This is a genomic window from Brunnivagina elsteri CCALA 953, assembly GCF_002289455.1.
GTDB lineage: Bacteria > Cyanobacteriota > Cyanobacteriia > Cyanobacteriales > Nostocaceae > Brunnivagina > Brunnivagina elsteri.
Window position 1 is genome coordinate 1 of record NZ_NTFS01000041.1, and the last position, 25023, is coordinate 25023.

The following is a 25023-nucleotide window of genomic DNA, read 5'->3' on the forward strand; positions in this document are numbered from 1 at the left end:
GGGACAATATTGATTGTTGTTAGTAATATTACTTAGGATTTTGTTGGAAAAATTTACTTATTGAAGTTGTCAACTAGCAATTATTTATCAATAGCTTAAAATTATTGACAATCACTCAAGCCTAATAAAATCTTGGAACTCTTGTCAGGAAAGATTTATAGCTTATTTTTTTACATCGAACTCAGGTGTACTAGGGCAATCCCCAATTCCCAAATAAAATTTCCCCACAACTTGTTAGCAACTCGACAGTTTAATGCCTGGGTAACTAGCAGGTGTGGGGAGGTAGAATGAATATCTGGGAATGTTATTGGTGCTTAGAGAACCAAATCTCAACCCTTAATCTAGAAAATCGCAAAATCAAATTGCATTAACTTTAGATTAAGATGACATCCCTTGAATGATGAAATCAAAGTAAGGCGCGGTTTCAGTCGCGTCTTCAGAGTTTAACAATTCAAGTGAGGCATTTTTGAGGCAGCTAAGAGCTTCCACCATTCCAGCCAAAGGTACACCCAAGGAATTGTACATCTCCCGTGCGCCAAGAAGACCGATTGTTTCGATGGGTTCTTTATCCCCAGCGAGAACTCCGTAAGTTACGAGGCGCAAATACCAGCCAAAATCGCGGATACATTGGGCACGTTCCTTCTGTCCGTAAGCATTGCCTCCTGGTGAAATAAAGTCAGGACGCTTCCGCCATAACTGTTTAGTTGCTTCTTGAACAATTTTCTTTTCGCTTTCGGAAAGGGTGGTGACGATGCGAACTCGTTGTTCACCGCTTCTCAAAAAGTCTTTGATGTTGTTGAGTTCGCCACTGCTGGGGTAACGCAGTTCGTCGTCGGCTTTGAGAATAACTTGGCTTACTACAGTCATGATTTATGGATGACAGAAATATTATTTAGCTACATGTATTTTACAATGCAACATCAAGCGATTCTAGATAAGCAATCTTTATAAAGATTTGTAATTCAAAAATCTACCTTACAATACCCGACAAAAAATGAGCATTTGGCAGCAAGGTGAATTAGTCGAAGTTGAAATTACCGATTTAACCGATTCAGGGGATGGTGTGGGACGTGTGAACGATCGCGTCGTCTTTATTCCCGATACTGTGCCTGGAGATGTCATCCAAGCCCGTCTGGTGCATGTTAAACCGACATTTGCCCATGCGATCGCAAAAGAAATTTTACAGCCATCAAGCGATCGGATTCGCCCAAGTTGCATTGTGGCTGATAAATGTGGCGGTTGTCAGTGGCAGCACATTGATTATCAATATCAACTAAAAGCAAAACGTAACCAAGTTATCCAAGCTTTGGAGCGTATCGGGGGTTTTGCTTCACCACCTGTTGATGATGTTTTAACTATGGGTGAGTCTTTGGGTTATCGCAATAAATCTACTTATCCCGTGGGGAAATCGGCAACTGGGAATGTGGTTGCAGGTTATTACCAGAAGGGTAGCCATCAAATTGTGAATTTAAATCAATGCCCAGTACAGGACGAGCGCTTAAATCCGTTATTACGGGAAGTCAAACAATACATACTTAAGCAAAATTGGCAACCGTATGACGAAAATCACCATAGTGGATTAATTCGTCATTTGAGCTTGCGTATTGGTCGCCGCACGGGGGAAATCCTACTGACGCTAATAGTCAAATCCTGGAATATATCAGAAATCGGTAGACTAGCACAAGAGTGGTTAGACCGCTATCCCCCATTAGTTGGAGTAATGTTAAACCTGAATTGCGATCGCACTAATGCCATCTTTGGACGAGAAACTCGTTGCATTGCTGGCAGGAATTTTCTATGGGAAGAATTTGCCGGATTGAAATTTCAAGTGCGTCCAGACACGTTTTTTCAGGTTTATACCGAAACAACGGAAGCTTTATTGCAACAAATTCAGTTGGAGCTAGGTCTAAATGGAGAGGAAAGTCTACTCGATGCCTATTGTGGCATTGGAACATTAACTTTGCCACTAGCCAAGCAAGTAAACCGTGTTTGGGGATTGGAAGTCCAACCAGAAGCAGTGGAGCAAGCTAAGTTAAATGCTGAATACAACGGCATTGAAAACGTTGAGTTTCATGTTGGTAAGGTTGAACAGTTATTGCCGAAGATGGATATCAAACCCGATATCGTCATTCTCGATCCCCCACGCAAAGGATGCGACAAAAGCGTCATTGAGGCTTTGTTGTCATCAAAACCAAAACAAATTGTTTATGTTAGTTGCAAAGTTGCCACATTGGCACGTGACCTCAAATTACTTTGTCAAGATGGAGTATATAAGCTCAAGCGCGTCCAACCTGCTGACTTTTTTCCCCAGACTGCACATGTGGAAGTTGCAGCATTTCTTGTGTTATCACAATTAGATAGGGGCATTGAGTCATAAACAAAAACTCAAATTTCAAATTTGTAGTCTAGTGCATAGTAAAAATGCTAAACTTGAATTAAGCTGAAATTATAATTCCTTTTGATTAAAGAAATTGAAGTTGCATTGTCACTCAAAATATATAACTTAGGCTGTTTAAATTGCAAATAGGCTGGTGGAAGAGTACCCTATACTCTTGCAAATTCAACGCATCTGTTAAGTTGCTCCTTGTTTTAGCAAACATAATCCAGTCATTTTGTAGGCTTTCATCCTAATAAAATTAAGAGAGACTTTGCTCCCTAGCATTTTCAAAATTTAGTTCTAAAGACGCAAGTTTGAAGGCAACACGACCACCTCAATTTTTATCAGGGTGCCTGTGACAGCAAACTGATGTCTAGCTAACTCTGAAAGCTATGGGGTTTTCCTTGTGATTACTATCTCGCTTCGTCCAGTTGGACGTAATTGGGGGACAATAAGTTTTGCCTCCACCCTTTACCTCTGCCCAATTTTAGATTTGCTACTTGCAGCAATTCCTGCAAAACTGCAAGCTGAACTCCGTCTAGGACTTCAAGAAGCCCTAGTTAATGCTGCTAAACATGGTAATAATTTAGACCCTGGCAAAAAAGTTATAGTTCGTTTTTCCCTAATTGATAACCAGTATTGGTGGGTAATATCCGACCAAGGATGCGGGTTTGAGACTAAATCGTCCGATTTAGATTGCGAAACCGACCCCACAGACTATTTACCACCCGATGAGTCGGAAAATGGTCGCGGTATGAGTATTCTCCATCAAATTTTTGACCAAGTTGAATGGAACAAAAAAGGTACTGAATTACGCTTGTGTAAACAGTTACAGTCTCGGCGCAAATTATCACTAAGAAGATAGTTAAAGAGTTAAAAGTTATACCATTTTAATATGAAGATGCATAAAATAACCCCACCGCCCGTGGCACCTCCCCTTGGTAAGGTGAGGTTGGAGGAATCGAAATAATGTGCAGTGTCAATAACTCAGATAACTCATAATTACCAAGTCCTAAATCTAACTTTTTTGGTTCCCGTGGGTGGGGCAAGGAGGTGCGGAAACAGAACGATTTAACCAACCAGTTGCTTGTTCTAATCGCTGCAATGCTTCTTCTTTTTGGTCTTTGAGCAAATAGACTAGCGCTGCTGCAATAATCTCACTCGCACGGGCTTTGCGGTTTGATTTTAGTTTGTGCCAGTCTTTTTCGGGAATACTTAGTCTTTCCATCAGCGCTTGTGCTAGTTCCAAGTCGCTGATTTGTTCTAATTGTTTGTTTTTTGATGGTTGTGTAGATTGGGTCATATTAGATGGTAGTTGAGGATTTGGCAAGGGGGGTCATTACAATTCGCAATTCGCAATTCGCAATTCGCAGTTTAATTGCAAATTACGAATCGTTTTGGTCATAGTAAAAGGTAAAATTGGTTAAATATATGGCTAATTAGTTCGATTGTGGGTTTTTGCGATCAGCGGAACTCAATGCGGTTGCCATATCCCCCATACTCCACAGTTTATTGCCAAATACAAAAATATATTTGCTTGTGGGAGCAGGTTGGACTATAACCAGATTTGGATTAATTGTAGTTGACAAACCGTCCATGAAGCCATCGAAACGAGAATCCGAGTCATCTGGTGAAGAAAATCAGTCTTTAGAATTTGAGCAAGGGCTTGAGGAAATTGAGCAAGCTTTGGTAGCGTTGAGGGAGCGTTATCAGCAAGTCGAGTGCGATCGCAATCTCCAAGATGAGTTACAACAACGTACCTCTGAACTTAATCAAAGTAAGTTACCAGAAATGAAAGCGGAGTTAAAGCATATTCAACAACAATTGGAAGTGCTGGAAATTAACCTAGAAAGTCGCTTGTTTAGTTGGCGTAGTATTAAAGACCCATTTTGGCAGATTATCCGCTTTAGTGGATTGGGCGTTATCATAGGCTGGTTATTAAAGTCATTTTCTCGGTAATTTGGATTTTGGATTTTCTTCCTGTTTACAGCAGTTTTAATTTACTCAGACCATTATTTTATTCCTCTCCGCGCCTCTGCGCCTCTGCGTGAGATAAGTCAAAAATGTGGTTCAATTTACCCGAAAATAGCTGTAAAGTCCCAAATCTGAAATTACCACAAAATTATTATTATTTTTGAGTAAAAAATATGATCGAAAAACGTATTGCGGAAATATTACGTAGTGGAGAACCCGACGAAACTGTAAAAGTTCAAGGTTGGGTACGTACCAAACGGGAACTCAAAGGTTTTGCTTTTATCGAAGTCAATGATGGTTCGTCGATGGCAAGCTTGCAAGTCGTCATCACCGAAGATGTTGCGGGTTATGAAGAATTTATCAAAAAAGCAAATACAGGTGCTTCCGTCGAATTTGAAGGGGTGCTAGTTGCATCCCAAGGAAAAGGACAACGGATTGAAGTTAAAGCTATTAGTATTAAAGTATACGGGGAATCTGACCCGGAAACCTACCCATTACAGAAAAAACGTCATTCCTTCGAGTTTTTACGCGATATCGGACATTTACGCAGTCGGACAAATTCTTTTGGTGCTGTGTTCCGCGTTCGTAATGCTTGTGCGACAGCCATACATGAATTTTTTCAACAACGGGGTTTTCTCTGGGTACATACTCCCATTATCACCGCTAGCGACTGCGAAGGTGCTGGGGAAATGTTCAGTGTCACTGGTTTTGATTTAAATAATATTCCTCGCACTAAAGAAAATACTATTGATTACAGTAAAGACTTCTTTGGAAAACCCACATATTTAACTGTAAGTGGACAACTTGAAGCTGAAGTAATGGCGATGGCTTTTTCTAATGTTTACACATTTGCTCCCACCTTCCGCGCTGAAAATTCTAATACCTCGCGACATCTGGCTGAATTTTGGATGGTGGAGCCAGAAATGGCGTTTTGCGATTTAAAGGAAGATATGGACTTAGCTGAGGCATTTTTGCAGCATATTTTTAAATATGTGATGGAGAAGTGCCCGGAAGACATGGAATTTTTCCGCGATCGCATTGATAAGACGGTTTTGGAAACGGCAGAAAATATTATTAATAATCAGTTTGAGCGGATTACTTATACTGAAGCTGTTAAATTATTGGAAAAAGCGATTGAAAAGGGTAATGTTAAGTTTGAATATCCTGTGAGTTGGGGTACAGATTTACAATCGGAACATGAAAGATATTTGTGCGAGAAATTATTTAATAAGCCGACGATTGTAACTAATTATCCGGCACAAATTAAGGCATTTTATATGCGTTTGGATGATGATGAAAAGACTGTTTCTGCAATGGATATTCTTGCTCCTAAAATTGGGGAAATTATTGGTGGTTCCCAACGGGAAGAAAGATTAGATGTGTTGCAAAGAAGGTTGTTAGCGCAAGGGATGAAGGAAGAGGATTTGTGGTGGTATTTGGATTTACGAAGATTTGGTACGGTTCCCCATGCTGGCTTCGGTTTGGGGTTTGAAAGATTAGTGCAATTTATGACGGGGATGGGCAATATTCGGGATGTGATTCCTTTCCCCAGAACACCACAAAGTGCCGAGTTTTAGTTTTTAATTGCAATCCGAGAAAGTGGGTTTCTCCTTAATCAAAATCTCCAATGAGGATGAAAAAAACAGAAACCTACTTTCTTCCTAAAATTTGGGTAATTGTAGGGTACTTTACGCTATCGCTTTTCTTAGATGCCGTAGGCTATACACACCCTACGTATCTTTCAAAAAACCAAATATGAGTCCTATCTTTACAGTTTTATTTAAAGCCAACTTACATACACCATAAACCCTTTCTCACTAACTCAGGTAAATATTCAAGTGGTTTGGAAAGATTGTGGTCTTTGCCAAGAAAATATGTAGCATCTTCATTTATTATTTTTGGATGATATTCTTTGATTGGCTTACGTCCACAAGCATTACCTAATTCAGCTATTTTGAACCACTTTTTTAATGTTGAATCGTCGTAACTATAAACATTAATTAATTTACCTTTGATTTTATCAGCAACATATCCCCAATTTTTACTACTATCTCGACGTACAGCACCACTTAGAAAAATTACATTTTCGATTGAATGCTGATTTCCTTTCCAATTATCAATTCCATCAAAAGCAACACGTGCACCTAATGAATGAGCTAATAAAGAAATATTTTGTTCGGTAATTTCAGATTCAATCAAACTTTGTAAATATTCTTTACCAATAGACTTTGCACGGATTTTACATTTATGATAATCCATACCGAATGCACTAGATTTACTAGAAGCTTCCCACCATAAGTGATAAATCGAATGATGCCATCCTGCGTAGTTTAATGCAGAAAGTAAATTGTTGCGACGGTCTTTATTTTCACTTAAAAAACCATCTATAAAAACTAAAGCTTTGGAAGTTCCTGCCGAACGTGAAAAAAGTCGTAGTTCAGGATGATCCATTTATATATTCCTTTGGAAAACTAATGTTAAGGATAGTATTCCCAAAAATTAGCCGCAATCTAGCAATTTACGAACATTTTATTGTAGTTTGGATGTAGCGACTGCCTTGAAAGAAATCGGCTTTCTCTCCCACGAAAAACCTGAATCAGTATAAAACTCCTAGAAAACAGGTTATAACTGCCATTACGAATAATAGAGGTAATATGGTACAAACGATTCAAGCTAGCGAACTAACATTGCATGAGGTCAAAGCAAAATTTGGTTTGCAAGAAAATAAAGATGCTTCTTTTTTTCCAGAATGGCAGGATAATTTACCTGAGTTAACAGAAGCAGAAAAACAAATATTAGACCAAATTAAAGCAAACTTCCTTTATTTAAGCGAATATCCAATGTCCGAGGAAGTTGTTAAGTTAGTTGTAATATCTCCTCTATTATCAATAGCTGGTTTTTATAGTCCTCCATTTCGGATTCGTACCGAAAATTCGATTAAAATTGCTTTAGAAGAAAATAGTGAAGAGGTTCGAGGCAGAATTGATATATTAGTTTTGCAAGAGCAGTTATGGGTATTAGTAATTGAGTCAAAAGAAGCTGGATTTTCTTTAAAAGAAGCTATTCCTCAAGCTTTAAGTTATATGATGGCAATACCAACTCCTGAACGTCCTGCATTTGGTTTAGTCACTAATGGTAGTGAGTTTCGTTTTCTAAAATTATTAACTCAAGCTTTACCGCAGTATGGGTTTTCTGATTTATTTACGCTACAAAGACGTGAAAATGATTTGTATAGTATTGCCAGTATTTTAAAAAGAGTTGCTGATTCAATAGGTCATTAGGAACGCGAACTAAATAAACTACAATTTCCAATTTAGTTGGGAATGGTGCGTGACACTAGGCGATTTCATCACCTAATTTTTGTACTTTATTTAATCCACATTCCTTAGTCTAAAAATCAATCAATATTTAGTATTTACCTCAATAATAGTAATTTGGAAATAGCAGGTAATATACTTCGATATTCTGACAGTTGATGACTATCAATTGGTCGTTGTACTATTGTACCAATTAAGATTTTGATGGCAGTATTTGCTTTCCGCTTCCAGTTATCTTCCCCAATATTTTTACTCGCAGAAATTAAAACTATTAGCTGATACCTTGCTTCCATAATATCTTCGGGATTTAATTTTCTATCTCCTTCTATTAGTGCATGTAATCTAATAAATAAATCTTGCAAATTATCTTTGCTTTCTAACGATGATTGTGTTAACTCATTCACTGGTAATTGATGAATCGCATCAAGTACATCAGAGGATAAGATATTTTGCTGATTATCAACCTGAGTCTCAATTTCAGCTATTAGTTGCTTTGCCCCTGTAAGCATCATGGCAAGATGTTTAACTTTTTCTTCAAGATTTGGAGAAGTTATTAAAAGAGTATTTTCTACATAATTCTGTATATAGTTCGCTCTATTTTCTTTATCATCTATCTTTTCGTCGATAAATTGTATTTTTTCTTCTTGATAATTTTGCTGTTTCACTGCTCTAATATAATCAATAATTTGTTGGTAAAGACTATCTAAATCAACTTCTAGCAGTTGTAAGATTCGGATGGAAATGCCTACAGAATCAGAATTATGCTGGGTTTTATTACAAACATCACCAATCAAACTGAGTAGTAAATGTTCCGTATCAATTTCTGCTTTTCCGAATTGGTAAGCTTGTTTACGAGCATTAACTAAAAATTGTTTTGTTCGAGAAGTAAAAGGTATCTCTTCCCCAACATATCCAGAACCTCGACCAATTATTTTATCCACTTCTGTGCGGATTTTAGTCGCATTGATACCCATTGCTCTTAATATTTGACTGGCAATTCCTTGTTGTTCTTCAACCAATCCTAAAAGAATGTTTTCTGTTCCGATAAAGTGATGGTTTAAAACACGAGCTTCTTGCTTGGCAATAAGTATTACTTGATTTGCTTCTTTGCTAAAATCATCGAACATAAACCTCCCTGAAATTACTGACTTTAATAGTAGCCATTGTTGTCTCTTTTCGTCTTTTTACAATCAAGTATATCTTTTGTAGAACTCTGAAGGAAAAAAGTCAATAAAAATAGTTAAACTTTATACTGTTTTTATCAATCTTTTGCGATATTCTTACATGTTTTTCTTCTGTTGGAATTTGTCACGAAACGTCAATAATTAATATTCATTTACATAGAAAATAAATAAGTCATATTTTGTAATTTTGAATGCAAATTTGAGTGAATAAGCTCCTCAGAATAACCTTTTCTGTTAAAGTCGATGTCATCAGAATAGTTGCATAAAAATTAATAATTTAAAAATTGGAATAAATCATTAAAAAGTGGTAGGGCAAATACCATCTGTGTGTGATATACCCAACACATAGGGCATTAAATTCTCAGAACCAGAGTGTATATCATTAAATCCCTATAACCAGGATGTATATCATCAGAGGTACGTAATAATGGTAACGATCGCACAGAATATTTTATCCCAATCCTCCAAAGAAGAAGCTTTCATTCTCTGGTTTGATGAGGTTGGTATCAAAGATATACCTTTAGTGGGAGGTAAAAATGCCTCTTTGGGTGAAATGATTCAACAACTCAAACCACAGGGTATAAATGTACCATTAGGTTTTGCCACAACCGCTAGTGCATATCGTTATTTTATTAAGTCAGCAGGAATTGAAGAACAGCTTCGCAAACTCTTCTATGACTTGAATGTGGAGGATGTGAGTAATTTAAAGCAACGGGGAGAAAAAGCCAGGGAATTATTGATAAATACCCCATTTTCCCAAGAGTTACAGGATGCGATCGCATTGTCTTATCAACGACTTTGCCAACTATATAATCCAAATACTGATGTTGCTGTGCGTTCTTCTGCTACTGCGGAGGATTTACCAGATGCAAGCTTTGCTGGACAACAGGAAACTTATCTCAATATTACGGGAATTGAAGCTGTTTTAAATGCAACTCATCGCTGTTTTGCTTCCCTATTTACAGACCGAGCCATATCGTATCGCGAAATCAAAGGTTTTGACCATTTTGATATTGCCTTGACTGTGGGAATTCAAAAAATGGTGCGTTCCGATTTAGCCACATCGGGGGTTATGTTCTCGATTGAAACTGAAACGGGATTCCCAAATGCGGTATTAATTAGTGCTGCTTACGGATTAGGTGAAAACGTTGTTCAGGGTACGGTAAATCCTGATGAATATTACGTATTTAAACCGACATTAAAAACGGGATTTAGACCTATTATCGATCGGAATTTGGGTAGTAAAGCTTTAAAAATGGTCTACGAAGAAGGTGCAAATTCCATTAAGAATGTCGAAGTCGAAATGAGCGATCGCAATAAATTTGCCCTCAGTGATGACGAAATATTACAATTAGCAAATTGGGCATGTTTAATCGAAGACCATTACTCCCAGGTAAATGGTTATTTTACCCCGATGGATATTGAATGGGCAAAAGATGGGATTACCAATGAGTTATTTATAGTTCAAGCACGTCCAGAAACCGTACAATCGCAGAAATTTGGGAATGTATTGCGGAGCTATAAATTTACAGAATCTGGAGACGTGATTAATCCTGCTTCTCGAAAACCCCTTGTAATTGGACGCGCAGTAGGTGAAGCTATTAGTCAAGGAAAAGTCCGAATTATCCTGGATACGGAGAAAATTGGTGATTTCCAACCTGGTGAGGTGTTAGTTAGCGATCGCACTGATCCTGATTGGGAACCGATTATGAAAAAAGCTAGTGCCATAGTTACTAATTCTGGGGGGAGAACCTGTCATGCGGCAATTATTGCTAGGGAATTGGGAGTTCCGGCAATTGTTGGATGTGGAAATGGAACGGAAATATTAAAGAATGGTGAAGATGTGACGGTTTCCTGTGGGGAAGGGGAAGAAGGAAGGGTTTATCAGGGATTATTGCCGTTTACGGTTGCAGAAGTACCCCTAGATAATTTACCCCGTACTCGTACCCAAATATTAATGAATGTTGGCAATCCCCAAGAAGCTTTTAAATTAGCCGCAATTCCGAATGATGGGGTAGGATTAGCACGAACTGAGTTTATCATTGCCAATCAAATTCAAATCCATCCAATGGCATTGTTGCGCTTCCATGAGTTGGAGGATGAAGTCGCAAAAGCAAAAATTGCCGAGATGACGGTAATGTACGACGATAAACCCCAGTATTTCATCGATCAACTCGCCCAAGGGATTGCCAGAATCGCCGCCGCGTTTTATCCTAAACCTGTAATTGTCCGCATGTCGGATTTGAAGAGTAACGAATACGCGAATTTATTGGGTGGTAAACAATTTGAACCCGATGAAGAAAACCCCATGTTAGGTTGGCGAGGGGCAGCAAGATATTATGATGAAAATTACCGCGAAGCTTTTGCCCTGGAGTGTGAAGCAATTAAGCTGGTTCGGAATCAGATGGGTTTAGTTAACGTCATCCCCATGATTCCCTTCTGTCGCACTCCAGACGAAGGACACTTGGTTTTGGCTGAAATGACAAAAAATGGTTTACAGCAGGGTGAAAACGGCTTACAGGTGTATGTAATGTGCGAATTACCGAATAATGTCATCATGGCAGAGGAATTCGCCGAAATTTTCGATGGTTTCTCCATTGGTTCAAATGACCTCACTCAATTAACATTAGGGATAGATCGAGATTCGGCTTTAGTGGCAAAATTATTTGATGAACGTAGCGAAGGTGTGAAACGCATGGTCAAAATGGCGATTCAAGCAGCAAAGCAGAAAAACCGTAAAATCGGTATTTGTGGACAAGCTCCCAGCGATTACCCAGAATTTGCTAAATTTTTAGTTGAACAAGGAATTGACTCGATTAGCTTGAATCCCGATTCCGTTTTGAAGACAATACTTGCGATCGCACAAGTGGAAAGCGAATAGTTAACAGTTAGGAAGGTTCAAAAAACCGGGTTTCTCCCATCATCGAATGCTTGATGCAACGAAGAATTATTCAGGTTCTCGCGTTTAGGGAGAAAGTTACCGAATTGCAGGGGTGGGGTCTCCCCATCCTTAATGATACGATTGATAGATAAATCTATAATTGGGATATTTTATTTTCTACAACTCCCTGGTAATTTATATTGTCTTTACAGGGGTTTCAGGTATTATAACTGTACAAGAACTGTAACCGGGTATTTCCTGTAACTCCTAACCATTAAAGAATCTGAATTAAATACAATACAACTATTAATTGTATAAATTTATGTTTGGTTACGCACTCGCTGACAACCAACCTACAAATAATTGTATATTAATAAATTCTCGTTCCTAACCATTAAGGATTGTGAATAAAATAAGAAAGCAATTTTTCTTGTGGGGCAAGCATCAATACTGCTACCAAATCAAAAACGGGCAGGATGCCCATTCCACAATATATGTAAATTATTTAGATTTTATTCCTAACCAATAAATAAATTTACCTAATGACAAAAAAGTGGTTTAAAATTGGCTTAGTGGGTGTGTTTTTACTAGCACTCGCTCTACGTTTTTGGGGACTAGAGAGGTTTAATACTCTCGTCTTCGATGAAGTATATTATGCGAAGTTTGGTAATAATTATCTCACTGGTGTACCGTTTTTTGATGGTCATCCACCACTTGGTAAATTAATTATTGCTTTAGGAATTTTCATTGGTAAAAATATCCCTTGGTGGGATGATACAGTAAACGGGCTGACGGGAACCCTCATGTCACCCCTAGTTTACCGTTGGATGAATGCCTTTTTGGGCTCATTTATCCCCCTACTAATCGCTGGAATAGCCTATCAACTTAGTCATCGTCGCACTTTTAGTTTAATTGCTGGATTATTTGCTGCTTGCGATGGTATTTTCATCGTCGAAGCGCGTTACGCATTAATCAACCAATATATAGTAATCTTTGGTTTACTTGCCCATTTTCTCTTACTTCTGGCACTCAACCACAAACGACAGCGTTACTTATATTTAATCCTATCAGGAGCGAGTTTTGGAGCTTCCATTGGAACTAAATGGAATGGAGTATTCTACCTTGCTGGAGCTTATGGGTTATGGATTATAGCTTGGTTAATTCGCTTTCTCCAAACCTCTAAATTTGCCTACCGAGAACCACAACAACTATATCGAGAACCACAACAACTATATCAAGACCAAACTCTTGTTGCTGATACACGCTTAAATCGCCAACAATTGCTATTTATGGTCAAAAATAAGCAAAGATATGAGGGAAAAAACGAAAACAAACCCTCACCTTTACAAAATCTCACCCAGTTAAACATCTTTCAAATAATAGCATTCCTAGGGATTATTCCCTTCATTATCTACAGCATTATTTGGATACCCCACCTCAGACTAGACACAAAATACGATTTTATCGAAGTCCACAAACAAATCTTTGGATTTCATGAACGCATGGGTGGTAACAATGCCAATGTCCATCCCTACTGTGCAGCATGGTACAAATGGGCTTTGATGATTCGACCAATGGCATATTACTACCAAACCGCCCAAAGTTTCAACGACCCCTTACCCGTCATGGGACCACCATTACCATCAGGTGCTGGTAAAGTAATTTATGACGTTCACGCAATGGGAAACCCTTTTTTGTGGTGGTTTGGTGTCATCGCATTAGTGATTATACTGGGGATGCTGGTATGGAATTTGATTGTTCCTAGCATCAAAAAAAAGCAGTTTGTTTTCCCAGAGAAAATTACTACAGAAGCTTGGATTGCAATTTACTTAATTCTAAATTACGCAGTCAATTTATTACCCTGGGTGAAAGTAACCAGATGTGTATTTATTTACCACTACATGACCGGAGTCGTCTTTGCTTTTATTGCGATCGCATGGGTTGTTGACCAATGTTTGCATAGTTATCGATCGTTATTTCGCGCTACTGGTGTCACAGTCACATTTCTTATTATTGGTAGTTTAATTTGGTGGTTGCCGATTTATTTAGGTTTACCCCTAACTAATCAAGGTTATAGACCATTGCGAATGTGGTTTAATTCTTGGATATAGAAGTGCGATCGCTTCTTTGAGCTACGCGATCGCAATTCCACACGCAAGTCGTCATGACTTCGCATACGCTTGCGTCTTTATAATTGGTTTTTTCTAGCTTTGAATAATTCAACATCTAGGGAAGTGATTGAAATTGACTTTCAGGGAAATAATAAGTCAATACAATTCAGTTAAGTATTTTTCCCTTCTCTTCCTTGGCGTTCTCTGCGTCTTGGCGGTTTAAAATATTGATAAGTGCGATCGCAATTCCACATGCAAGTCGTTATGACTTCGCATACGCTTGCGTCTTTATAATTGGTTTTTTCCCACTTTGAATAATTCAACATCTAGGGAAGTGATTGAAATCTACTTTCGAGGAAATAATAAGTGCGATCGCTTGATTGAGTTTTTCCATTCCACATGCAAGTCGTTATGACTTCGCATACGTTTGCGTCTTTATAATTGGTTTTATCCAACTTTGAGTAATTCAACATCTAGGGAAGTGGTTGAAATCGACTTTCAGGGAAATAGCAGTGCGATCGCTTGATTGAGTTTTTCCATTCCACATGCAAGTCGTTATGACTTCGCATACGTTTGCGTCTTTATAATTGGTTTTATCCAAGTTTGAGTAATTCAATATCTAGAGAAATGCTTGAAATCAACTTTCGAGGAATACTAAGTGCGATCGCTTGATTGAGCTTTGTAATTCCACATGCAAGTCGTTATGACTTCGCATAAGCTTGCGTCTTTATAATTGGTTTTCTCCAACTTTGAGTGATTCAACATCTAGGGAAGGATTGATTCTATATTTTAAAATCTCAAAATTAAACATTTCAAAATGTATTTAGAGTTGGTATTTCCAACCCTAATCTACACTACTATTCAGAAGCAACAGTGACACAGTTTTTAATTTGTTCGAGCAAAGTCTCTTTATCGAGATTTTGACCAATTAAAACTATTTGGTTTTTCTGTTCACTTTTCCACTCATCATCATCCATCGTAAATCGTTTACCACAAAGGTGAAAAATATGACGTTTAGGACTTTCTGCAAACCACATAATTCCCTTAGCACGAAATACCGTTGCAGGTAATTGATTATCGAGAAAATATTGGAATTTTCTAATCGCAAATGGTCGATCTACTTGGTAAGAAATAGATGTAAATCCATCATTCTCTAAATGTTCAGAATGATGATGCTCATGTTCGTGATGGTGATGTTCATGATGGTCATGACCGCAGCTAGAATGGTCATCATGGTCATGTTCGTGATGATTTTCATCAATTGCATCAAAATATTTATCAGACTCAAATAACCCGACGCTGAGAATTAAAGGTAAAGGAACTTGCGAATTTTTAGTCCGAATAATTCGCGAATCTTCTTTAATTTCGTTGATTTTTCTTTCCACATCTGCTAACTCCGATTCGGAAACTAAATCGGTTTTATTAAGTAGAATCACATCACCATAAGTAATCTGACTAAGTGCAGCTTCCGAGTTAAATAAATCGAGACTGTAATTTGCAGCATCAACTACAGTTACAATCGAATCTAAGCGAGTTAAATCGCGTAATTCCGTACTCAGGAAAGTCATTGCCACAGGTAAAGGGTCAGCTAATCCCGTAGTTTCAACTACTAAGTAATCGATATTTTCTTGACGTTCCAAAACCTTATAAACTGCATCAACTAAATCATTATTAATTGTGCAGCAAATACAACCATTACTCAACTCCACCATATTATTAGTATCATCCGTACCGACAATTAACTCATTGTCAATACCGATTTCACCAAACTCATTTACCAATACAGCAGTTTTCAAACCCTGCTGGTTATTCAAAATATGATTGAGTAAAGTTGTTTTTCCACTACCTAAGAAGCCAGTGATAATTGTTACAGGCATTCCCTGCTTGGTGGAACCCATTAGCTGCGATTCAGAAGTAACTACTTGCATAAAACCATTGTTAATAAAAATTCAAAATTTATCAGAAATAATGTAGCGCATAGCATATACAAAACACTAACATAGGAAGGAACAGAAAACATCTACTGACCGTCGCTATACCTGATTATTGCCTAGTAGCTGTAGAATACAAAAAATACGAACCATTTAGCTATGACCCTAACCGTTTACAGTACCCTCACCCGTCGTCAGGAAGTCTTTAAGACTGTCGAAGCAGGAAAGGTCAAAATGTATTGCTGCGGTGTGACAGTTTATGATTACTGTCACGTAGGTCATGGACGCTCTTACATCGTCTGGGATGTGGTTCGTCGCTACCTCGTTTGGCGTGGTTATGAAGTCCGCTACATTCAGAATTTTACCGATATTGATGACAAAATTCTCAATCGAGCCAAAGAACAGGGTTCGACGATGGAGGAAGTATCACACCTCTTTATCGATGCTTATTTTGAAGATATTCGGCGTTTAAATGTGATGGATGCGGACGATTACCCCCGCGCAACTGAACATATCCAAGGTATCCAGGATTTAATTGCGGATTTGGTCGAAAAAGATTTGGCTTATCCAGCGAGTGGTGATGTTTATTACCGAGTTCAACGTTTCCCTACTTATGGGGCATTATCGGGACGGGAACTTGATAAAATGCAAGCTGGGGCAGGTGGTCGTGTCGATCCAGAAGATACGGAAGGTAATAGAAAACAATATCCCCTCGATTTTGCTTTGTGGAAGAGTGCCAAACCGGGAGAACCTTTTTGGGATTCCCCCTGGGGCAAAGGTCGTCCAGGATGGCATATTGAATGCTCTGCAATGATAAAAGAGCGCTTGGGAGACACCATTGATATACATGGTGGTGGTGGTGATTTGGTTTTCCCCCATCACGAAAATGAGATTGCCCAGTCGGAAGGTGCGTTCAGTAAACCTTTAGCACGTTATTGGATGCACAATGGCATGGTAATGGTAGATGGACAGAAAATGTCTAAGTCGTTGGGTAATTTTATTACGATTCGCGATTTACTTGATGGCAAATGGTCTAAGTATCCCGAAGCTGTTGACCCAATGGCAGTAAGGTTATTTGTATTGCAGGCACATTACCGCAAACCTTTAGATTTTACCGAGGATGCGATCGCAGGTGCTGTTAATAGCTGGAATACTCTCAAAAAGGGTTTGCTATTTGATTCTCAGTACGGTCAAATGTTAGGTTTTACTGACGTTGGCAATCAACTTGACAAAAACCTGGTTGAGCGTTTTCAGGCTTTTGCTGATGATGACCTGAATTTTTCTGGAAGTTTGGCAGTATTGTTTGAACTTGCCAAGGATTTGGGTAAGGAAGCTAATATTTTGGTGCATGAAGGGAAGACCGAAGTTTCTACCGCAGAATTACAGAAGTTTTGGTATACATTATTTACTTTGGCTAATGTTCTTGGTTTGGAAGCAAAGCCGGAAGTTGAGGAAAATAATGGTAAAGGTGGTTTGAGTGATACGGATATTGAAGTGTTAATTCACAAACGTACCGATGCAAGGCAAGCTAAGGATTTTGCGGAAAGCGACAGAATTCGCAATGAACTTCTATCCCTGGGTATTACCTTAGTTGATGGCAAAGAGGGTACTCGCTGGCATCGATAGGAATTGAATCAAAATCCAGAGACGTTCCAATGGAACGTCTCTACAGAAATTGTTGATTTTAAATAACCGCAAATGACGCAAAAAATAGATTTGCAGAAGGTATTTAGAGGTATTTAGAAGGCAATACGGTTCAGTTAAGAGCTAAACTCTGCTATTTTTTAACGAACCGCCAAGACGCAGAGAACGCGGAGAGAATAAAGAAATAGCTTAACTCAACTGAACCGTATTGATTTAGAAAGTATTTCTAAAATTTGCGGCTATTTTATTAAAACAAAGTCCAATATGCCATATACTAAGAAACTTCTATTGCTATGGTTTTTACCGTGGCTTTAGGCTATATGGGATTTTTGAATTATTTTTATGTTGTCAGAATTAACAAAAGCTATTAACAATATAACAGTTGCCGCAGATTGGGTAGGGATTCGAGCCGTCAAAGAAACATCTTCCCATCGAAACGTTCGCGATCGCATTCCTCAACGTAATGGAAAATCCAGCACAATTGGGGCTATGATTGAGGTCTTGGTTGATGGTTGTATTGGTTATGCGGCGACAAATTCGCTCCAACAACAGGATTTACAAACCGCAGTTGAAACAGCTTATAAACAAGCTTTCTGTGCTAAAGAATGGTCGATCTATAAATTTTCTGCCGCAACTGCACGTCCAAAAGTAGTTGGCGAATATTGTTCACCTTACATTAAATCTTTTGATTCAATCAGTCCAGGTGATATCAATAATGTCCTGATTGACACTTGTAAAACTCTAAAAGTTAGCGATGCGATCGTGCAAACCGTTGCTGAAATCGTCACAACTGAGCGGGAAACTTGGTTTGTCAGTAGTAACGGTTCGGAAGTGTATCAAAAGTTTATGTTTATTAGTAGCTACTACGGTGCAACTGCACAAGATGGTGGCATTGTCCAGCAGCGCACTAGCAAAGGTTGGCACGCACATACATACCAAGGTGGATTGGAATTATTCAGTGATGGGGAATTGTGGCATAGGGTTCAACAAACTGGGGAAGAGGCATTAGAGTTACTGTCTGCACCAGAATGCCCCGATATACGGACAAACCTAGTACTTGCCCCTGACCAAATGATGCTGCAAATTCATGAAAGTGTCGGACATCCTCTAGAAATTGACAGAATTTTGGGAGATGAACGTAATTATGCAGGTGGTAGTTTTGTCAAGGTGGGTGATTTTGGTCACTTGGTTTACGGTTCCGAGTTAATGAATATCACCTTCGATCCTACCGTTCCCGGTGAAATTGCCAGTTATGGATTCGATGATATAGGGGCTGTGGCAACAAGGGAATATTTAATTCAAGGTGGTGTATTGCAACGAGGTGTGGGTAGCTTAGAAAGTCAAGCTAGGGCAGGAATTCCTGGTGTTGCCTGTGCCCGTGCCTGTTCGTGGAACCGTCCAGCAATTGACAGGATGGCAAACTTGAATTTAGAGCCAGGGGAAGGGACATTTGAGGATGCGATCGCGAACATTGAGCATGGTGTCTATATGGAGTCTAACCGTTCGTGGTCGATTGATGACCGTCGCTACAAGTTCCAATTTGGTTGTGAGTATGCCAAGTTAATCGAAAATGGCAAACTCACCAAAACTTTACGCAACCCAAATTATCGGGCTACAACACCAGAATTTTGGGGTAGTTTAGTCAAAGTTTGTAATTCTTCGACTTGGGAAATGTATGGTACTCCATTCTGCGGTAAAGGTGAACCTAACCAAGCAATCTGGGTTGGACATGGTTCTCCAGCTTGTGTTTTTGCCAATGTTGAAGTATTTGGAGGAGGGAATTAATAGTTATGAGTTAGAAGTTATGAGTTGGAATTTATGATTTATAAATCTAATTTTTTATTATTCCTAATTCCTAACTCCTAATTCTTAACTCCTAATTCTTAACTCCTAATTCCTAATTCCTAACTCCTAATCCCTAATTCCTAACTTTGAATTTATAACATGAGTACCGAAGAATTATCTAGATTAGAAACTAGCTTTAATAAAGTAGTAGAAATGTTGTTAGCAAAAAAACTAAGCAGCGAACATTTCACTGTTAAATTAAATTGCGAACGCAGCCAATTTACTCGCTTTAATCATGCCAAAGTTAGACAAACAGGTAGGGTTGCTGACGGTTCTGTACAATTAACTTTGATGGATAATCAGCGCAGTTGCTACCAAGAATTTCCATTCACAGGTGATAGTGAAATTGACTGGAGAATTGCCTATGGTGTATTGCAAGAATTACGGGAAGAATTACCTTTATTGCCAGAAGATATTTATTTGGTTTTACCATCTGGAAATAACACCAGTCGAGAAGTTAATACTGGTAAATTATTAGATGCGGATTTAGTCACAGAAACAATTCTTTTACCAGTTAGCGAATTAGATTTTACAGGTATTTATGCCAGTGGAATTGTGATAAAAGGATATGCCGATTCTTGCGGTCAAAAACACTGGTTTGTTACTAATACTTTTACCCTCGATTATTCTATCTTCTCACCCGAAGAACAAGCAGTAAAAGGGTTTTTTGCAGGTAGTCAATGGAATAATGAAGCTTATATAACTAAAATTGAAGATGCGAAAAAACAATTAGAATTATTAGCACGTCCAGCAAAAAAATTAGAGAGAGGACAATATAAAACCTACTTTGCACCTGCCGCAGTTGCTGATTTATTATCCATGATGTCTTGGAGTGCTGTCAGCGAAGCCGATATCCAACAAGGTAATAGTTCATTAGCTTCTTTGTGGCGTAGCGAAAAGCAACTTTCACCCCATTTTTCGCTTAAAGAAAACTTTCAACGGGGTTTAGTTCCTCGATTTAATGAACTCGGAGAAATGGCAGCACCAGAATTACCAGTAATTGCCAAAGGTATTTTAGCAAACACATTAATTAACTCTCGTACAGCCAAAGAATACGGGAAAATTCCTAATGGTGCAGATGGAAGTGAATCATTGCGATCGCCTGAAATTTGTCCGGGAAATCTTGCTTTTGAAGATATCTTATCTCGCTTAGGTACAGGGTTATACGTCTCCAATTTACATTATCTCAATTGGAGTGATTTACCCAATGGTCGAATTACGGGAATGACGAGATATGCTTGTTTTTGGGTAGAAGATGGTGAAATAGTCGCACCAATTGAGAATTTACGCTTTGATGAAACCCTTTATCAATTTTGGGGGGGGAAATTGATTGATTTAACTAATTTTCAAGAATTTATTCCCGAAGTCGGTACTTACGAATCACGACATTTGGGAGGTTGTGTAGTTCCTGGTATTTTGGTTGATGATTTTACTTATACTTTGTAGTTTGTTGATTAACTCAACTGTCTTGAAATATAGGGTTAATAAAAAGGTTAATAAAAAGGTTAATAAAAGGGTTAATAAAAGAGGGCAAATAACCGTTGCTTTGTAATCAATAAAAGAGGGCAAATAACCGTTTGCCCCTACGTGTTGTGCGAATCGAAAAATTAAAGAGGATGACTATGGCTTTTCCATTGTTGCAATATGTACGAATAAAACCAATTTTTATCAACTTTGTCCATTGCCAAAATTTTACGTCCTCCAGATACAACCTTTGTACGTCCTTGACTTCTTCCTGTGGCAATAATTTCTGTTTCCATTTCCCGCAATTGAAACGCTTCGGGATTACCCAAATAAGAAGTTGCTAATACATCCCAAGCATAATAATCTTGGGGAATTACTAATGCATAACATTGTCCTGCTAAATCAGATATATCATATTGTCTTTGTTTGCCAAGTTTCTGCACAAACTCTGGATTGACAGGAACATTATTCGTAATATCCAACGAACACATAATAATTGCGATCGCACTTTCCCAAACCCGCGCTACAGAAATAGCATCCCAATAAGCATTCCATTCGGCTGTTCCATCTTGCCCAGGTTCCCAATTTTTCTCGACGTTACCGGGAACATTCAATGCACCACCCATCCAAATCAAACGTTCAATTTTAGCTTCGATTTCAGGTGCTTTATCTAATGCGTAAGCAAGATTCGTTAATGGTCCTGTCATTAATAATGTTACAGGTGCGGGTGCTTCTTTTAACACCCGAATCATAAAATCTTGCCCAGGTTCAACAACTAAAGGGGTAGAATATGTTTCCCGTTGGTTCAGAATGGGAAAATTATCGATGACGAAAGAATCCCGACGGTAAAGATTGGGAAACGGATTAATTCCCCGTAAGGTACTCTCAGCAACAGGTATGTGAGATTTTCCCATCAAATCTAAGATTTTCCGAGTAGCACTGACAGCAGGTTCGATGTAGCAATCGGCTGGGGTGACAATTATACCCAAGGGTTCGATATGTTCCATCGTCATCAGCAGGATGGTAGCAAGAAAATCATCAACAGCACCATCATGATCCATTAATACTAGTTGTTTCATAAATCCTAACTCCTAATTCCCCCTAAAGAGACGCGATATATCGCGTCTCTACATTCCTAATTCCTAATTCCTAATTCCTAATTCCTAATTCCCCTTTCCTTGAGAAACAGATCGAAGGTATATTTATCAGGTAAAGATGGTTGTGCCCCTGATTTTGTGGCTGCGATCGCACCTGCTGCCGCTCCCCAAGTGACGCATTCGTGTAAAGGCAAGTCAAGTGCGATCGCAGCTGCTAATGCTCCACTAAAGGCATCTCCAGCAGCAGTTGTATCAATTGCTTGTACGGGGAATGCTGGAATAAAAAAGCATTCTTTTCCGCTAGCACAATATACCCCCCTAGCTCCAAGTTTAATAATGGCGCATTTCACCCCACGTTCTAATAAAATTTCTGCCGCTCTGGCTGCGGATTCCTTATCTTCGACTGGAAAACCGACTAACTGTCTGGCTTCAACTTCGTTGGGGGTAATTATATCTACCAGTGAATAAAGTTCATCGGGCACATCTGCTTGTACGGGTGCAGGGTCGAGAATGACTTTGACTCCAGCATGATGTGCAGCTTTTGCAGCATCCACCACGGCAGCCATTGGCACTTCAAATTGCAATAGTAAAGCTTTAGCTCCTGGTAATAAATTTGACAGTCTACCCACATCTTCCTGGTCTACAAATCCATTGGCTCCAGGTATGACGATAATTTGATTTTCCCCTGCGTCATCTACCGTAATCACCGCCACCCCAGAGCTTACAGTTGCCTCAATTGAGACATTTTCAGTCCGTACTCCCGATGCTTGTAGGCTGTCAATCAGTTCGGCTCCAAAGCTATGTGTTCCTACACGTCCGACTATGTATGAAGTAATACCCAAGCGTGCCACAGCTACAGCTTGATTTGCACCTTTTCCACCTGGCGCTTTGAAAAAATCATGCCCCAGCAGTGTTTCGCCAGCAACGGGTAATCGCGGGGCTGTGGCTACTAAGTCAATATTAATACTGCCGAAGACGATAACTTTCATGTCTCTTGATTTTTTAAATTTTTAAGTCTGGTTTTAGGGCTAGGTGAATATCCTACATGAGTTTTTGCTTTTGAGAGACTTTCGGAATCTGAAAATCGTGGTAAATAAATAAGCATAATCTCAATAAAATAAATCTTCCAAACAAATTTTGAATAATAGTTGAGCTTATGGTCTGAAATCGGTAAGATTTACCTTGATTAAGCCTGATACCGTGCAGGGGGGATATGGTTATGTCGAATGTAGAATTAGATGCAAATCGTGAAGAACGAATCAAAAGCGAGATTCTTGTTGATGCGGAAGATAAGGAAGACCGAGCAATGGGCTGGTACTATTATCTAGATGACTGTCTTAACTTTCCGTTCAATGCGAAATGGGCAAAAAAAGGACGTAAGGGAATTGCTCCGGAAAAAGATGTCGAGGTTTTGGGAATGGCTACCGATGAGGAGTGTTTACGGGATATGCTGGTTGAGATAGTGGAAGTCGGTGGTAGCGATGATGATGTTGAGGTCGCAAAGTTAACCGATTTACAAGTGCTTGATGCTGATAGCGATACCCAGGAAGCTCTTGATGATTGGTATTATTGGCTCGCGAGAGGATATAAATTTTAACTACTTATATAAAATTTTATCGTTTCTCGGCAATCAATACATAGCAATTCTCGTTTGGATACAATATAAATGAGGGCAAACAACCGTTTGCCCCTACTTGATTGCGAGAACTGCTACAGATAAATTAAATAACTTTGGGCAAATATAATTATCTGCAATTATTCAAGATGCGGATATATTTTTAATGTGAGTATCCATCTGGAGTACTCATTTATTTTTATATTTTTGCTTATTTAGCTTTGTTCAATCATTAGAAAATGTAGCGGGAGGAGTTTTTAATTTGGATTAAATGATAAATAATACTTATAGACTGATAAATTAAAGTCCCTAAAATATTTAACCAAAATATTCAAAGCAGAGAAATTGAGAAGTTATGCCATTTAGGATATTAAGTTTAGATGGGGGAGGAATAAGGGGAATAGTCGCAGCAAAAATGCTAGCTGCGATTGAAAAAGAGATTAAACAACCTTTGAATGAGTATTTTGACTTGATTGCGGGAACCTCTACAGGCTCTATTTTAGCAGCCGCGATCGCACGGGGTTGTAAAAGTGATGAAATTGTCGAATTGTATCGGCAAAAAAGTTCGATTATTTTCCCTTACAGAAAAAGATTAACGCTCAAACGTCTCCCTTTAATTTTCAAGCATGGAATTTCTGCTCCAAAGTTTTCTGATAAAGGTTTAATACAAGTACTACAATCAGCTTTTGGAAGTACGACGCTTTTTGATATTACTTCCCCGATGTTATTGGTGATTTCATTTGATACAATTGAGCGTGAACCAATCTTTTTTAAAAGTTGGCGACAAGATAAAGGATACGGAAACGTTCCATTATGGGAAATATGCGTTTGTTCTGCTTCAGCACCAACTTATTTTCCTGCACATCGACTAGGTAAAAGAGTTAGTGGAAATGCTGAAGATGGATTAAAAGATGCCATTATTTTGGATGATGATGCTGCCTCGGTTGATAATGTTTATAATAATACTCAAATTAGAATTATTGATGGAACGGGTAGTGGACAAACTCGTACAATAAGTAAGTATATCGGTTCGTTTCGACATGCTACTGTTTCCCAGAATTGGGATATAATACCCGACAAAACATCAATTTACTCGATTAAATCGGTGTATTCAGCTATTGATGGAGGAGTCGCAGCAAATAACCCATCGAGTTGTGCGATCGCAGAAGCTTTAAAGTTAGGACATCGGGTTGAGGATATTCGCATTCTTTCTATTGGTACGGGGGAACGTACAAGGGTTATTCCTTACGAATATGCCGAACATTGGGGTTTAATTCAATGGGCACAACCACTAATTGGAGTATTATTTGATGGCTCTTCGGAGATTTACGAATATATCACTAAACAGATAGCACATGAGCGAATTTTGCGATTGCAATTTAAGCTCGATCGTGATTTAACTGGTAAGCGTTTAAGCGATGATATTGATGATACTAGTTCAGAAAATATTGAGAATTTACTGGAAGCTGCACAGGTTTATATGAAGCAACCGAAAATACAAGCTTCTCTACAAAAGTTTTTGCAAAATGCGTAATAAAATATCTCCCCGACTTCTCTAAGAGGATATAAACAAATATAAATAG

At 38.6% G+C, this 25023-nt stretch carries 22 protein-coding genes; 12 read left to right on the top strand and 10 right to left on the bottom strand.

Translation table 11 applies throughout. The features are described from left to right. Positions 1-378 precede the first annotated feature (378 nt). Positions 379-867 carry an allophycocyanin subunit alpha-B gene (locus CK510_RS05875; protein ID WP_095720804.1) on the bottom strand — a complete coding sequence of 163 codons (489 nt, stop codon included), beginning with the start codon at positions 865-867 and terminating at the stop codon, positions 379-381. 127 nt (positions 868-994) lie between these two features. Between CK510_RS05875 and rlmD the strand changes: the two genes are divergently transcribed. Further along, positions 995-2377, top strand: a complete 1383-nt coding sequence (rlmD, locus tag CK510_RS05880; protein ID WP_095720805.1) for a 23S rRNA (uracil(1939)-C(5))-methyltransferase RlmD — start codon at positions 995-997, stop codon at positions 2375-2377. 406 nt (positions 2378-2783) lie between these two features. Then, entirely contained in the window at positions 2784-3242 is a 459-nt protein-coding gene (locus CK510_RS05885) for an ATP-binding protein (protein WP_095720806.1), read from the top strand. Between the two features lie 153 nt (positions 3243-3395). Here CK510_RS05885 and CK510_RS05890 read toward each other — a convergent pair whose 3' ends face one another. Further along, complete coding sequence (locus tag CK510_RS05890) at positions 3396-3680, bottom strand: DUF6439 family protein (protein ID WP_095720807.1); 285 nt, start codon at positions 3678-3680, stop codon at positions 3396-3398. Positions 3681-3973: 293 nt separating this feature from the next. Between CK510_RS05890 and CK510_RS05895 the strand changes: the two genes are divergently transcribed. Both CK510_RS05895 and asnS read left to right on the top strand, forming a co-directional pair. Next, positions 3974-4336, top strand: a complete 363-nt coding sequence (locus tag CK510_RS05895) for a sll0565 family protein (RefSeq protein WP_095720808.1) — start codon at positions 3974-3976, stop codon at positions 4334-4336. A gap of 188 nt (positions 4337-4524) precedes the next feature. Next, positions 4525-5928 carry an asparagine--tRNA ligase gene (gene asnS, locus CK510_RS05900; RefSeq protein ID WP_095720809.1) on the top strand — a complete coding sequence of 468 codons (1404 nt, stop codon included), beginning with the start codon at positions 4525-4527 and terminating at the stop codon, positions 5926-5928. Positions 5929-6142: 214 nt separating this feature from the next. Here the strand turns inward: asnS and CK510_RS05905 are convergent, their stop codons facing one another. Further along, a complete protein-coding gene (locus tag CK510_RS05905) occupies positions 6143-6802 on the bottom strand; it encodes a DUF726 domain-containing protein (RefSeq protein ID WP_095720810.1) in 660 nt (219 codons plus the stop codon). Positions 6803-7005: 203 nt separating this feature from the next. Here CK510_RS05905 and CK510_RS05910 point away from each other — a divergent pair, with 203 nt between their 5' ends. Then, a complete protein-coding gene (locus tag CK510_RS05910) occupies positions 7006-7632 on the top strand; it encodes a type I restriction enzyme HsdR N-terminal domain-containing protein (RefSeq protein WP_095720811.1) in 627 nt (208 codons plus the stop codon). A 134-nt stretch (positions 7633-7766) separates the two neighbouring features. On the opposite strand, the gene CK510_RS05915 is transcribed toward CK510_RS05910, so the two are convergent. Beyond that, positions 7767-8795, bottom strand: a complete 1029-nt coding sequence (locus CK510_RS05915; protein ID WP_095720812.1) for a Clp protease N-terminal domain-containing protein — start codon at positions 8793-8795, stop codon at positions 7767-7769. Between the two features lie 484 nt (positions 8796-9279). On the opposite strand from CK510_RS05915, the gene ppsA reads away from it, so the two are divergent. Both ppsA and CK510_RS05925 read left to right on the top strand, forming a co-directional pair. Then, positions 9280-11733, top strand: coding sequence for a phosphoenolpyruvate synthase (gene ppsA, locus CK510_RS05920; protein WP_095720813.1), 2454 nt, complete (start codon positions 9280-9282; stop codon positions 11731-11733). A 542-nt stretch (positions 11734-12275) separates the two neighbouring features. Then, positions 12276-13844: a dolichyl-phosphate-mannose--protein mannosyltransferase gene (locus CK510_RS05925; RefSeq protein WP_095720814.1), complete on the top strand. Its 1569-nt coding sequence runs from the start codon at positions 12276-12278 to the stop codon at positions 13842-13844. Here the strand turns inward: CK510_RS05925 and CK510_RS33895 are convergent. From CK510_RS33895 to CK510_RS05930, 4 genes are all read right to left on the bottom strand, one after another. Next, entirely contained in the window at positions 13828-13959 is a 132-nt protein-coding gene (locus CK510_RS33895) for a hypothetical protein (protein WP_281256988.1), read from the bottom strand. The genes CK510_RS05925 and CK510_RS33895 overlap by 17 nt on opposite strands. Positions 13960-14014: 55 nt before the next feature. After that, positions 14015-14170, bottom strand: coding sequence for a hypothetical protein (locus CK510_RS32570; RefSeq protein ID WP_211293104.1), 156 nt, complete (start codon positions 14168-14170; stop codon positions 14015-14017). Next, a complete protein-coding gene (locus CK510_RS32575) occupies positions 14171-14317 on the bottom strand; it encodes a hypothetical protein (RefSeq protein ID WP_211293105.1) in 147 nt (48 codons plus the stop codon). A 384-nt stretch (positions 14318-14701) separates the two neighbouring features. Next, positions 14702-15772 carry a CobW family GTP-binding protein gene (locus CK510_RS05930; protein WP_095720815.1) on the bottom strand — a complete coding sequence of 357 codons (1071 nt, stop codon included), beginning with the start codon at positions 15770-15772 and terminating at the stop codon, positions 14702-14704. A gap of 162 nt (positions 15773-15934) precedes the next feature. Here CK510_RS05930 and cysS point away from each other — a divergent pair, with 162 nt between their 5' ends. The 3 genes from cysS (at position 15935) to CK510_RS05945 (ending at position 20710) form a co-directional block, all read left to right on the top strand. After that, entirely contained in the window at positions 15935-17401 is a 1467-nt protein-coding gene (cysS, locus tag CK510_RS05935; RefSeq protein WP_095720816.1) for a cysteine--tRNA ligase, read from the top strand. Between the two features lie 360 nt (positions 17402-17761). After that, positions 17762-19204 (top strand): TldD/PmbA family protein, encoded by a 1443-nt coding sequence (locus CK510_RS05940; protein WP_095720817.1) that lies wholly within the window; start codon positions 17762-17764, stop codon positions 19202-19204. 159 nt (positions 19205-19363) lie between these two features. Beyond that, positions 19364-20710: a TldD/PmbA family protein gene (locus CK510_RS05945; RefSeq protein WP_095720818.1), complete on the top strand. Its 1347-nt coding sequence runs from the start codon at positions 19364-19366 to the stop codon at positions 20708-20710. A gap of 161 nt (positions 20711-20871) precedes the next feature. Here CK510_RS05945 and CK510_RS05950 read toward each other — a convergent pair whose 3' ends face one another. Continuing rightward, positions 20872-21807: a nucleoside hydrolase gene (locus CK510_RS05950; RefSeq protein WP_245911861.1), complete on the bottom strand. Its 936-nt coding sequence runs from the start codon at positions 21805-21807 to the stop codon at positions 20872-20874. Positions 21808-21884: 77 nt separating this feature from the next. Next, positions 21885-22814, bottom strand: coding sequence for a ribokinase (gene rbsK / locus CK510_RS05955; RefSeq protein WP_095720819.1), 930 nt, complete (start codon positions 22812-22814; stop codon positions 21885-21887). 230 nt (positions 22815-23044) lie between these two features. On the opposite strand from rbsK, the gene CK510_RS05960 reads away from it, so the two are divergent. Both CK510_RS05960 and CK510_RS05965 read left to right on the top strand, forming a co-directional pair. Continuing rightward, positions 23045-23422: a calcium-binding protein gene (locus CK510_RS05960; RefSeq protein ID WP_095720822.1), complete on the top strand. Its 378-nt coding sequence runs from the start codon at positions 23045-23047 to the stop codon at positions 23420-23422. A gap of 373 nt (positions 23423-23795) precedes the next feature. After that, positions 23796-24974 (top strand): patatin-like phospholipase family protein, encoded by a 1179-nt coding sequence (locus tag CK510_RS05965; RefSeq protein WP_095720820.1) that lies wholly within the window; start codon positions 23796-23798, stop codon positions 24972-24974. Positions 24975-25023 lie beyond the last annotated feature (49 nt).